This is a genomic window from Synechococcus sp. R55.7 (assembly GCF_047461955.1).
Classification (GTDB): domain Bacteria; phylum Cyanobacteriota; class Cyanobacteriia; order Thermostichales; family Thermostichaceae; genus Thermostichus.
The window spans coordinates 1,420-13,835 of sequence record NZ_JANSIC010000043.1; the positions used below are offsets into that span (position 1 = coordinate 1,420).

The 12,416-nt window shown below is 58.8% G+C and carries 12 protein-coding genes; 4 read left to right on the forward strand and 8 right to left on the reverse strand.

Going from position 1 to position 12,416, the window contains the following annotated elements:
• The 3 genes from NW820_RS03665 to NW820_RS03675 form a co-directional block, all read right to left on the reverse strand.
• A partial coding sequence (locus tag NW820_RS03665; RefSeq protein ID WP_414406711.1) for a CHASE2 domain-containing protein occupies positions 1–995 on the reverse strand: 995 nt, incomplete at its 3' end.
• 175 nt (positions 996–1,170) lie between these two features.
• Complete coding sequence (locus tag NW820_RS03670) at positions 1,171–3,309, reverse strand: polyribonucleotide nucleotidyltransferase (protein WP_414406712.1); 2,139 nt, start codon at positions 3,307–3,309, stop codon at positions 1,171–1,173.
• A gap of 59 nt (positions 3,310–3,368) precedes the next feature.
• Positions 3,369–3,650, reverse strand: a complete 282-nt coding sequence (locus NW820_RS03675; RefSeq protein WP_414357275.1) for a MoaD/ThiS family protein — start codon at positions 3,648–3,650, stop codon at positions 3,369–3,371.
• A gap of 251 nt (positions 3,651–3,901) precedes the next feature.
• Here NW820_RS03675 and NW820_RS03680 point away from each other — a divergent pair, with 251 nt between their 5' ends.
• A complete protein-coding gene (locus NW820_RS03680; RefSeq protein WP_414406713.1) occupies positions 3,902–4,834 on the forward strand; it encodes an arylamine N-acetyltransferase family protein in 933 nt (310 codons plus the stop codon).
• Positions 4,835–4,905: 71 nt separating this feature from the next.
• Positions 4,906–6,546, forward strand: coding sequence for a 2-isopropylmalate synthase (locus tag NW820_RS03685; RefSeq protein ID WP_414349687.1), 1,641 nt, complete (start codon positions 4,906–4,908; stop codon positions 6,544–6,546).
• A gap of 130 nt (positions 6,547–6,676) precedes the next feature.
• Here NW820_RS03685 and NW820_RS03690 read toward each other — a convergent pair whose 3' ends face one another.
• From NW820_RS03690 to NW820_RS03705, 4 genes are all read right to left on the reverse strand, one after another.
• Positions 6,677–7,705, reverse strand: coding sequence for an ATP-binding cassette domain-containing protein (locus tag NW820_RS03690; RefSeq protein WP_011433056.1), 1,029 nt, complete (start codon positions 7,703–7,705; stop codon positions 6,677–6,679).
• 133 nt (positions 7,706–7,838) lie between these two features.
• Entirely contained in the window at positions 7,839–8,042 is a 204-nt protein-coding gene (locus tag NW820_RS03695) for a phycobilisome linker polypeptide (protein ID WP_011433055.1), read from the reverse strand.
• A 166-nt stretch (positions 8,043–8,208) separates the two neighbouring features.
• Complete coding sequence (gene apcB / locus NW820_RS03700; protein ID WP_011433054.1) at positions 8,209–8,694, reverse strand: allophycocyanin subunit beta; 486 nt, start codon at positions 8,692–8,694, stop codon at positions 8,209–8,211.
• Between the two features lie 63 nt (positions 8,695–8,757).
• Positions 8,758–9,243, reverse strand: a complete 486-nt coding sequence (locus tag NW820_RS03705; RefSeq protein WP_414331342.1) for an allophycocyanin — start codon at positions 9,241–9,243, stop codon at positions 8,758–8,760.
• A gap of 342 nt (positions 9,244–9,585) precedes the next feature.
• On the opposite strand from NW820_RS03705, the gene hslO reads away from it, so the two are divergent.
• The gene (gene hslO / locus NW820_RS03710; RefSeq protein ID WP_414406715.1) at positions 9,586–10,476 is read left to right on the forward strand and encodes an Hsp33 family molecular chaperone HslO; all 891 of its coding nucleotides are present in this window, start codon (positions 9,586–9,588) and stop codon (positions 10,474–10,476) included.
• A 71-nt stretch (positions 10,477–10,547) separates the two neighbouring features.
• On the forward strand, positions 10,548–11,528 hold the full coding sequence (locus NW820_RS03715) for a glycosyltransferase family 2 protein (RefSeq protein ID WP_414328984.1): 981 nt from the start codon (positions 10,548–10,550) through the stop codon (positions 11,526–11,528).
• Here the strand turns inward: NW820_RS03715 and NW820_RS03720 are convergent.
• Positions 11,520–12,416, reverse strand: an 897-nt coding sequence (locus NW820_RS03720; protein ID WP_414406714.1) for a YcjF family protein, incomplete at its 5' end; no start/stop codon positions are given. The genes NW820_RS03715 and NW820_RS03720 overlap by 9 nt on opposite strands.

Consider the following 12,416-nt stretch of genomic DNA (forward strand, 5'->3'; position numbering starts at 1 on the left):
TCGGGATCGAGGGGAGGGATCCCTTCTTGGCCGCGGCAGGCTTGGCTGGGGTTGATCATCGGGGCAACAGACCCGGATCCTGCCTGGAGAACAGCTGGAGGGCAAACCCGTTCGATGGGGATGATGGGGATCCCGTGCTGGGATCCGAGGGGGTTGAATTGGATCGGCTGCAACCCCCGCTCGCGAAACCAGCGGCTGGCCCGCTCCGGGTCGTATTTGGCAAAAGCCAGAGCCTCGACCGAGGCGAACATCTGCTCCTCTTGGCTGTCGCGGCGCAGGTAGAGCCCCCGCAACTGGGCCTGGCGCAGGATCCCGGCCCTATCCACCCGATATTGCACCACCCCCTGCACATGCTCTGGCGGCACCAGGTACTCCAGCCGCAGAGAAGAGAAGGGCAGAAAATGGTTGTAGATGTTAATCTCGGAGCGGCCAAAGCTCTCGCTGCTGCGGGTGGCCAAGACCAAGCGATCTGGGTAGCGCTGTACCACCTGACGTAGAGGGGCATCTAAGTTCTCGTTGCCCAGGTTTTGCGGCACCACAAAGCTGCTGGGCAGGTTCAGCACCACCACCCTGGCCTTGGCTTCTTCCAATAGACGCAAGGTCAGGCCGGCGTAGTTGGCCCGTTCCAGAAGAAAGTCAACCTTTTGGCCAAGGTGCTCTGCACCACTGGTGCGGCCATTGCTTTCCCCCTGTCCGCTGTTCCCGTTAGCGGGAACGTGCTCCGCACCGCTGTCGCGATCGAGTCCTATACGACCATCAATGCCGACGATCACCACCTCGGGAGAAGGCTGCTGAGGGCCACGCCAAGCGTACAGCCACTCCTGGGCGTCGCTCTCCATCCGCACCAACAAAGGATGCTGAGCAGAAAGGTTAAGCAGAGCAGCCCAACCCAAGCCCCAAGCCAACGCCCAGCCCAGCCGCCGCCGGGAGGGGGACAGTCGAGCCGGAGAAGTATAGCCTTGGCCAACGAGAAAGGGAGGGACGGGATCCGGCATATTGCAAAGGGCTTTGCACCGCTGACGCGACCACACGAACGGCAGTGCAGACGCGAGCCAGCTAAAAAGCGCTCCGCACCGCTGTCGCGATGGAGTTTTCTCTGCCATTTTGGCCGCTGCCGGCGGCTGTCGAGGGGATCCCTGGCCCCCCCGTTGCTGGGGGAAAACCGCAGCCTCAGTGGTGATGGTTGCGCACCCGCGCTGCTTCCTCAGGGCTAATGCCGAGGCGAGTGAGGTTGATGCGGCCTTTGTGATCGATGCTGCGCACCTTGACCACCACCTCATCCTCCACAGCCACCTCATCTTCCACCCTGCCGACGCGGTACTCCGCCAGTTGCGAAATGTGGATCATGCCCTCTTTGCCGGGCAAAAACTCCACAAAAGCGCCGATGGGGATGATGCGGGTCACCTTGCCCAAATACACCTGCCCCTCTTCCACCCGCCGCACCAGATTTTCGATCATCGCCCGCGCCGCCTCCGCCTGGCCGCCCACCGAGGAAGACACGGTGATTGTGCCGTCGTCGCTGATGTCCACCTTGGCCCCTGTCGCTTCGGTGATGCCGCGCACGGTCTTGCCACCGGGGCCGATGATCTTGCCGATGTCCTCCGGATCCACCTTGAACGTGAGCAGACGGGGAGCCGTTTTGGCCAACTGGGGTCGAGGGGCGGCAATGGTCTCCAGCATCTTGTCGAGGATGAACTCGCGTCCGGCCTTGGCTTGCCGGATGGCCTGTTCCACCACGTCAACGGTGATGCCGGTGATTTTCATGTCCATTTGCAGAGCGGTGATCCCCGCCCGCGTACCGGCCACCTTGAAGTCCATGTCGCCCAGAAAGTCCTCGATCCCCTGGATGTCGGTGAGGATGCGCACCTCATCCCCCTCCTTAATAAGGCCCATGGCCACCCCGCTGACCGGCGCTTTGATCGGCACCCCGGCATCCATCAGAGAAAGGGTAGAGCCACAGACGGATCCCATCGAGGTGGAGCCGTTGGAGGAGAGCACTTCCGAGACCACCCTCACCACATAGGGAAACTCCTCTTCCTTGGGCAGCACCGGCACCAAGGCCCGCTCCGCCAGCGCCCCATGACCAATCTCCCGCCGCCCCGGGGAGCGTGAAGGCCGCGTTTCTCCCACTGAAAAGCCCGGAAAATTGTAGTGGTGCATGTAGCGCTTCTCATCCACCGGGTGCAAGTCGTCCAGCTCCTGGGCATCGCCGGGGGTGCCGAGGGTAGTGATGGAAAGGACTTGGGTGAGGCCGCGATTGAACAAGGCACTGCCGTGCACCCTTGGGATCAAACCCACCCGGCAAGAGACCGGTCGCACCTCGTCCAGCTTGCGCCCATCCACCCGCACCCCCTCTTGCAGGATCTGCTGGCGCATCAGCTTCTTGAGCAGAGCCTTGAACTGGTTGTCCAACTCCTTGGGATTTTCCAGAAGATAGAGCCGCAAGGGATCCCCCTCTGGCCGTTCCTGGATTTGGGCCTCCAGCTTGGCCCTGAGCTCCTCCAGTTGTTGTTCCCGGCTGGTCTTGTCCAAAAACTGCCTGAGAATGGAGCGAATGCCCTCCTGAGCCTGCTCTTCTACAAAGGCAATCAGCTCCTCGTTTTTGGGGGGAGGGGGCAGCTCTACCGGGGTGATGTTGAGATCCGCCAGGACTTGCTGTTGGGCTTTGAGCAGCTCCTGGATGGCCTCAAAACCAAACTCGATGGCCTCCACCACATCCTTTTCCGGCAGTTGGTTGGCCCCGGCTTCCACCATGATCACGCCATCGGCACAGCCGGCCACCACCAAATCCAGATCGCCCGCCTCAATTTCGGCATAAGTGGGGTTGAGGATAAATTCATCCTTGACCAAGCCCACCCGCACCGCCGCCACGGGGCCATTGAAGGGGATGCGAGCGCCGTGAATGGCCAACGAGGCTCCCAAAATACACAACACATCGGGCGGCACCGTATCATCTACAGAGAGGGTGGTGGCCACCACCTGCACATCATCCCGCAGCCATTCTGGGAACAACGGACGAATGGGTCGGTCTATTAAGCGAGAGATCAAAGTGGCCCGTTCCGGTGGCCGGCCTTCTCGCCGCAGATATCCCCCTGGGATCCGCCCCGCTGCGTAGAGGCGCTCTTCGTAATCGACCAACAAGGGCATAAAATCAACGCCAGGCCGGCCTGGCTGCCGTGTGGCGGTAACCAAAATCGAGGTTTCGCCCGAAGTCAGCCAAACCCCACACCCTGCCTGGGGGGCCATCAGCCCAATATTGATGTCAATTTCCCGCCCATAAAAGGAAATCGACCGAGTGTATTCTGCCATGTAACGCTTCGCCTTCTTTTTTTCTTGCCGCTATCGTAGCATTCTCCTTTTGCTCCTTTTCAGCCCCCGCTGACCGGAGGGATCAGAACGACTTCGTCTCCCGCCGATAGGGGAGTGTCGGCAGCTACAAAATTGAGGTTGAGACCGAAACGGGTTTGGGAGCGCCAAGGAGCTAAGCTGGGGTAGCGCTGGATCAGTTGATCGCACAGCTGCCCGACGGTGGTACCAGGGCTCACCTGCAGGCGCATCTCGGTTTGTCCGATTACTTCTTGATAGACGGCAAAGAGCTTCAGCGTGATGGGAAAAAGCTCATCGGAGGGCAAATTTTGGGCAGCAGCCATCGGTAGCGCTCCCACCTGCTTTGAACGATCTTGTGGACAATCTTGGGCAATCTTTGGCCGGTTTGTCCACCAGAATCCTCTGCCCATATCCTGGCCATCAGGGATCCCTACAGCCACAGAAAAATCGGCTCCGGGGAAAAGATGCCGTCTTTCAGATTCCAGTGAACTGTTCTTCTGGCTCTGGCCGGGGATTCGTGGCAAGGCTAGGGTAGGCCAAAAGCTTGCTTGGCAGCCAACCGGCTTCTGTGCTGATGCTAGAGCCACTGACCCCCTCCCAAATCAGGGCCTACTTGGATCGGATCGGCTACGTTGGCTCCACCCAGCCCACCCTGCAAACCCTCCGCCAGATCCACCGAGCCCACCTGCTGCGGGTGCCGTTTGAAAATCTGGACATTCATCGGGGTCGTGCCATTCGCCTGGAGCGGGATTTCTTGTTCCAAAAAATCGTCCGAGAGCGGCGGGGTGGGTTTTGCTTCGAGCTGAACAGCCTGCTGGCCGCTGCCCTGCAGGGGATGGGGTTTTCGGTACACCTACTCTCAGGACAGGTGAGCCGCGCCGTTCGCGCTACTCCGACGGAGTCCGACGTCCGCTTTGGACCTGAGTGCGACCACTTGGCTGTGCAGGTGAACATCGGCGATGAAGCCTGGCTGGCAGATGTGGGGTATGGGGAGGCCTTTCGCGAACCGCTGCGGCTGGGGGATCCTGGGGTTCAGGCCCAGGCTGAAGGACGCTACCGCCTCACCCCTTGGCCAGGGGATCCCACCGCTCGTCGGTATTGGCTCGTTCAGCAGGAACAGCCGGATCGCACCTGGAAAACTCTATTTCTTCTGGATCGGATCCCACGCTCCCTGCAGGAGTTCGAGCCCATGTGCCACTTTCACCAAACTTCGCCAGAATCGATGTTTACTCGGCTCCGCCTTTGCACCCTGGCCACTCCGACCGGACGGGTCACCCTCACCGCCCGCGCCAATGGCTCTTTTAAGTGGATCGAGACCACCCCAGAAGGCCGCCGGGAACGCCCTCTCAGGGATGAAAAAGAGTATGAACAACTGCTCGCCTGCGCCTTCGGGATCTGCCTTCCCCCATCTCCTGCCGCCGCTGGGGATCCCAGGGGAAAGGTTGCAAGACCCAAGCCCAATGACGTCTCAACAGAGCCCACCCAAATCTTCCCCAAACAAGGCTAGAACCCCTGCCAGTTAATGTCCCAGTTAATGTCAGAATAATGAGGTAGTGTTTCGTTATCCCAGTAACCGTTATGGATGCTGCCGCGGTCGCCGGGTTTGATGGCCAAGCTTTGGATCATGTACTCATTTTCGACACCACCCTGCGAGACGGGGAGCAGTGCCCCGGCGCCACCCTCAACACCGAAGAAAAGCTGGCCATTGCCCGGCAGTTGGCCCGGCTGGGCGTCGATATTATCGAAGCGGGATTTGCCTATGCCAGCCCTGGTGACTTTGAGGCCGTGCAGAAGGTGGCCGAGCAGGTGGGAACCCCCGATGGCCCTGTGATTTGCAGCCTGGCCCGTGCCCTAAAGCCGGACATTGAGGCCGCCGCCGCCGCCCTGAAGCCTGCTGCCAAGCCCCGCATCCACACCTTCATCTCCACCTCCGACATTCACCTGAAGTATCAGTTGCGCAAAACCCGCGCCGAGGTGCTGCAAATTGCCGAGGAGATGGTGGCCTACGCCAAGTCCTTCGTGGAGGATGTGGAGTTCTCCATGATGGACGCCACCCGCTCCGATCCCGAGTTCCTATACCAGGTGATTGAGGCGGCCATTCGGGCGGGGGCCAAAACCATCAACATCCCCGATACCGTCGGCTACGTCATGCCGGAGGAGTTCGGCCAACTGATCAAGGGCATCCGCGAGAACGTGCCCAACATCAAGCAAGCGATCCTTTCTGTGCACGGCCACGACGATCTGGGCGTCTCGGTGGCCAACTTCTTGGAAGCGATTAAGCAGGGCGCCCGTCAGGTGGAAGTGACGGTCAACGGCATTGGTGAGCGGGCCGGCAACACAGCCCTGGAAGAGTTGGTGATGGCCCTGCATGTGCGGCGCAGCTACTTCAACCCCTACTTCGGCCTGCCGGTGGACTCCGAGAAGCCCCTCACCCACATCAAAACTCAGGAGATCTATCGCACCTCGCGCCTCGTCTCCAACCTCACTGGCATGTTGGTGCAGCCCAACAAGGCTATCGTCGGCTCCAACGCCTTTGCCCACGAATCCGGCATCCACCAGGACGGCATGTTGAAGAACCGCCAGACCTATGAGATCATGGATGCCCAGACCATCGGCCTGCAATCGAGCACCTTGGTGTTGGGCAAGCACTCGGGCCGCAACGCCTTTCGCACCCGCCTCAAAGAACTGGGGTTCGAGCTGTCGGAGCAGGATCTGAACAAGGCCTTCTTGCGCTTCAAAGAGCTGGCTGACAAGAAAAAAGAAATCTCCGACCTGGATCTGGAAGCGATTGTTAACGACGAAACTCGCCCGGTGCCCGAACTCTACCGCCTGGAGCATGTCCAAGTGGTGTGTGGCAATCGAGAGGCTCCCACTGCCACGGTGCGCCTGGTAACCCCGGAAGGGGAAGAGCGGGTGGACGCTGCCGTGGGCACAGGCCCGGTGGATGCGGTGTACAAGGCCATCAACCGCATTGTCAATATCCCCAACAAGTTAATCGAGTTTTCTGTCCAATCGGTTACTGCCGGCATCGACGCCATTGGGGAAGTCACCATCCGCCTGCGCCACGAAGACCGCATCTTTTCCGGCCATGCCGCCAACACCGACATCATCGTCGCTTCGGCCCAAGCCTACATGAATGCCCTCAACAAGCTCTACTCTGCGCTGCACGCGGCACGCTCGACGGCTGACCAGCGCGAGGCTGCTGCCCAGAAGATCTGAGGGAAGGGTTAGGGAATCCCAGTCGTTTCCAACAAAGCTGGGATCCTTCGCTGCTGACCCTCACCCCCAGCCCCTCTCCTCTTGGGGAAGAAGGGAGCCCACGCTCAACCTAACCCTGTTGCAAATGACCCTATGGGCTGGCCGAAGGGATCCCATCCGCAAACACCCGCCCGATCACTTCCTCGATGGGCGGGTCGGTTACCGTTAGATCCAGCACATCCAGCTCTGCCAAGAGCTTGGCCACCGTTTGGGTGAGCTGCTCCCGCTGCACCCACAGCCGCGCCTCACAGCTGCCCGGATCCCCGTCCGTGCGCACCTCTCCATAGAGCTGCAGTTGGGCAACAGGGCAAGGGCGAGCCAATTTCAACCTCACCTCTCGGTAGGGGGCAAAGCGCTCCAGCAATGCCTCGAGGTCGCCATCGTACATGAGCTGCCCCGCGTTGATGACCAGCACCCGTTGGCACAGCGCAGTAATATCGGCCATGTAATGGCTGGTCAACAGCACCGTTGCTCCATAGCGGCGGTTGTAATCCCGCAGAAATTGCCGCACGCCGGCCTGGGCGTTGACATCCAACCCCAAGGTGGGCTCGTCCAAAAACAAAATCTGCGGGCGGTGCAACAGAGCCGCCAACAGCTCCGCCTTCATCCGCTCCCCCAAGGAAAGCTTGCGCACTGGTTGCTTCAGCTTGCTTTCTAGGTCGAGCAGCTCCGCCAGCTCCCCCACCCGCTCCCGAAACTCCTTCTCAGGGATCTCGTAAACGGCAGCGTTGATGCGCAGAGAGTCCATCGCCGGCAGATCCCAAATGAGCTGCTGCTTCTGCCCCATCACCAGGGTGATCTGCCGCAAAAACGCCGGCTCCCGGCGGTAAGGCACATGACCCACCACTTGCACCGTGCCGCCGGACGGATAGATCAAACCAGTCAACATCTTGAGGGTAGTGGTCTTGCCCGCCCCGTTGGGCCCCAAAAATCCCACCATCTCCCCCGGCTGAACTTGAAAGCTCACGGACTGCACTGCCGGGATGTGGCGATAGGTGCGGCGAAAAAAGTGGCGCAGGGTGCCAACCACTCCGGGATCCTTGACGGCCACCGGGTAAACCTTGCTCAGGTTGTGGGCAGCGATGATTGGCTCCAACCGGGTCGGCACATCAGGCAACATCTACCCCCACCCCTACAAAACGGCCAGATCCGCTACCCCAACCCCAAGAACAGAGCTTCCAGAGCTGGGCATACCGGATCTGCAGAGGGCTATTTCTCAGTATCCGAGGGAAAGCAACGAACGAATAGGGGAACTACAGCAGTCCTACGTCCATCCCAGGCTTACCCGTGGCCAGCTCCACCTTCAGGATGCGGCCACCCGATTTCTGGATGCGCTGCTGTTCCCGAAACCAGTTCTCATAGGGCACCAGCTTGGTGAAGTAGGTATTTTGCAGCTCCCGCTGGGTGCGAATTCGGGTTTGGCTGGGCACACAGGCCGTGATCTTGAACATGCGCATGATATGGGATCCCCGCTCAACAACAAAATGGGCTATCTTGACCAGCAAAACAGGCGACTCACCCCAGAAAGCTCGCGTACTTCAGCTAGCACACCAGATCCCTGTGGCAAATCGCCCGCCGTGCTCGTTGAAGAATGCACCTCCCCTGAGGCAATGACGCCGGGAGTTAGCTCAGGCCAGAGCAGATGTAATCGAAGTACACCCCCATTTCCTTGCCGGCCTCAGCACCCACCAGAGCGGCAGTTACCTCTTTCATGGCTTGGATGGCCTGGATGGTTGCCCCAATGGGCACTCCCAGGGAATTGTAGGTCTCCTTGAGCCCGTTCAGCACCCGCTCGTCCAGAATGGAGGGATCCCCGGCCAGCATGGCGTAGGTGGCGTAGCGCAGGTAGTAGTCCATGTCGCGGATGCAGGCAGCATAGCGACGGGTGGTGTACATGTTGCCGCCAGGACGGGTGAGATCAGAGTACAGCAACGCCTTGGCAGCAGCATCCTTGACGATGGTGGAGGCATTGGCCGCGATGGTGGCAGCCGCCCGCACCCGCAGCTCGCCTGTGGCGAAGAAGGCTTTCAACTTCTCCATGGCCGAGCTGTCCAGATACTTGCCTTGAACATCGTAGCTGTTGATTACAGCAGTAATTGCGTCTTGCATGATGAGCTTCCTAAATCCAAATCGACGAACAGCAAAGGGTTGTGCGGCAAAAACAATGAGGGATTAGCTCATTGCCCCCACCACAAAGTCGAAGTAGTAGCCGGCTTCAGCCGCATCGTCAGGAGAGAGCAGACCCATGGCCACCTGCTTCATTTGACGAATGCTCTCGGCCACCGCCGGAATGGGTGTGCCCAAAGAGTTGTACATCTCGCGAACACCCACCAGGCCGATCTCTTCGATTGGGGTGACATCGCCGGCAATGACACCATAGGTGATCAGGCGCAGGTAGTAGTCCATATCCCGCAGGCAAGTCGCCGTCATCTCTTCCCCGTAGGCATTGCCCCCCGGAGAGACAATGTCAGGGCGCTTCTGGAAGAGCTGGTCGGCAGCTTGTTTGACGATGCGCTCACGAGACTCGGTTAAGACTTGAGCAATGCGCAACCGCTTCTCACCCGAGGCAACAAAGGACTTGATCCGATCCAGTTCCCCCGGGCTGAGGTAGCGGGCCTCCGCGTCCGCGTTCACAATCGATTTCGTAACAACACTCATGGATATCCATCCTCAAGTCGATTTTTTAAAGAGTATGACGAGCATACCCGCAAGTTATTTTCCGATATGCTTGCCGTCTGCCATCTCAGATCTTCACACTTCTTAAAATCTCTCCCAGAAAAGGGACAGTCCCATTCCCGCCCCGACAGGGCAGTTCCCTCCCCAAAGTCCGGCAAGAGAGGGGCTACAATCTCACTTAGACTCACTTAGAATGAAGGCTGAGTCGCCAGGGGATCCCTGCAGGCTTGGTTTAAGACATGCGTTGAGGTTGCGATGACGGATGCCTCTGGGTCAGAACGATTGAAGCGAGCGAAAGGTATTTCTGAGGGTACGCCCTCATCTCTGCCGGATCACCTCATCCGGGCCACGGCGGCAGAAGGCAAAATCCGAGTGGTGGGCTTGGTGGCCACCCAGGCGGTACAAGAGGCAAGGGAGCGGCACAAGCTCTCCTATGTGGCGACAGTGGCCTTGGGGCGGGCCATGAGCGCAGCCCTGTTGCTGGCGGCCAACTTGAAGCGACGCCAGGCGCGGATTAACCTGCAACTGAAAGGGAATGGCCCCTTGGGCAACATCTGGGTGGATGCCGGCTTGGATGGCACGGTACGCGGGTATGTGAGCAACCCCGCCATTGAGCTTCCTCTCACTGCCGAGAGCAAGTTGGATGTGGGCCAAGCCGTTGGGCGCTATGGCTACCTCCATGTGCTGCGGGATCTGGGGTATGGCCAGCCTTACACCAGCGCGGTGGAGCTGGTTTCGGGAGAGGTGGGAGACGACATCACCTACTACCTCTCCTCCTCAGAGCAGATTCCCTCGGCAGTCCTTCTGGGAGTAAATCTCGACTCACAGCGGGTACGCGCCGCCGGCGGAGTGTTGTTGCAGCTGATGCCAGGGGCGCCGGCCAGTCTGATCCCAGAGATGGAAGCCCGTTTGGCCAAAGTGGAAGAATTTAGCCCGATGTTGGCTTGCGGCGGCGGCTTGCGGGAGCTGTTGCAAATCTGCCTGGGCGACTTGGATCTGAAAATTGCGCCGGAAATGCGCACCATCCGCTTCTACTGCAAGTGCAATTCCGACCGGGTGAAGGGGGCCCTGCGCATGCTGGGGCGGGACGAATTGCTCGATATGATCCACACCGACAAGGGGGCAGAAGCGGTTTGCCAATTCTGCAACGAGGTCTACCGCATCTCGGAAGACGAGCTGCGCTCGATTGTGGCGGAGATGTCGGCCACCCCCTGATGGCACAATGATGGCCAACTACGGGATCCCGATTCTGACACCTCTCGATGTTGTCTGAGCCCCCGGTTGAGTTGGTTGAATTATCGGTTGTTGTCCCCTGCAAAAATGAGGCGGACAACCTGGAACACCTGTTCGAACGCCTGCAACTTACCTTGGAGCCGCTGGGGATCCCCTACGAGATTATCTGCGTCAACGATGGCAGCCAAGACAACACGCTGGAAAAGCTCATTGCCTTCCATCGTCGGGATCCCCGTATCAAAGTGGTGAACCTTTCCCGTTGCTATGGCAAGGAGATCGCCCTTACTGCCGGCCTCGATCACGCCTCTGGTCGAGCTGTTGTTCCCATCGATGCCGACTTGCAAGATCCGCCGGAGCTGATCCCGGAGATGCTGCAGCAGTGGCGGCAGGGCTATCAGGTGGTTTATGCGGTGCGCCGCAGCCGCCGCGGGGAGAGCTGGCTAAAACGCTTTACAGCCAACGGCTTCTATTGGTTGATTGATCAACTCAGCCAGGTGCGGATCCCGCGCAATACGGGGGATTTTCGACTGCTGGATCGGCAGGTGGTGGAGGCAGTTAAACAGCTGCGAGAGCGCACCCGCTTTATGAAAGGGATCTTTGCCTGGGTGGGCTACCGGCAAACGGCCATTTTTTACGATCGCGCCCCCCGCTTTCGCGGCAAAACCCAGTGGAACTACTGGCGGCTGTGGAACCTAGCCATAGAAGGCATCACCTCTTTTAGCTCTTGGCCGTTGCGGGTGTGGAGCTACATAGGGTTGGCGATCTCGGTTCCAGCCTTTTTGTATGGCCTTTTTCTCATCATCCGCACCTTGCTCTTTGGCTCCGATGTACCTGGCTATGCCTCTTTAGCGGTGATGATCTTGTTTTTGGGCGGGATCCAGCTGATCAGCTTGGGCGTGATTGGCGAGTATTTAGGCCGCGTTTTTGAAGAAGTGAAAGGCCGCCCCCTCTACCTGGTCGATGGCACCTTTGGGTTTGAGACCCCACGACCTTCCCCTGCCCTAGATTCAGTACCTACGCAAAAGCTAGGATGAAAAGTCATCTTTCAGAGTTTTGGATCCCGAGGCAACATAACTTTGGTACTCGCGTATAAAGATATCTTTCATCTCTTCTGGAGATAGCTGGATCCCTTGGATTTTGGCGCGGGCGATGGCCTTCATCAGCTCGATATAGGCCAGGCCCAGAGAGAGAGTGAGGGTGGCTGCCGTAGTGGATTGGATAGCGCTGCCTACAATCCCCGGGCCGGGAATCATCTTCAGCAAGTTGGACACAATCGTTCGCCCGATTGCTGTTGTAATTGTAGTGCCTGCCAAAGCGGCTATCAAAGAGTAGTAAAAAGAAGGGGAAGCCTCGAAGCCAAAAATAAAGCTGATATTGGCAATCATGCCTGCTTGGGCTGTAACCAACAGAGGGGCATCTGCAAAGGGAAGGGGCACTGCCCCGATAAACGCTGCACTGGCCACATAGCCTGATACGTACTTAAAGGCAGCCTCGGCCTTGAGATCCACCCGCAGCAATTGCTGGCGGATAAAGGCAAGGCGAGCCACTTCCGGCAAAAGCTCTAGCGTGCAGCCAATTAGGTGCTCCAGCCCGTGGGCAGGAATGGTAATTTGCCGGTTAATCGCCTTGTTGCGGGCCAAAACGGGAACAATGTAGCGGACAGGCAAATTTTGATGCTGCAAATACCGGAAAAACTCGCTCTCTTCAGGATTGGGATATTCCAAGCATTGGGTTAAGACCAAGATGACGGGAACGTCTTTGAGTTCCAACTCCTTTAGCCATTTGCGTTCAACTTCCTCCAACCGCTTCAGTTCGTGGTGGAGGCAGTACCAAACAACATGGATGTGATGTTCAGGATCCTTAAAGCGCAGCTCCTCGATAAGCTGGGAAACCTCCAGGCGAACTTGCTGATTCTGTTCACC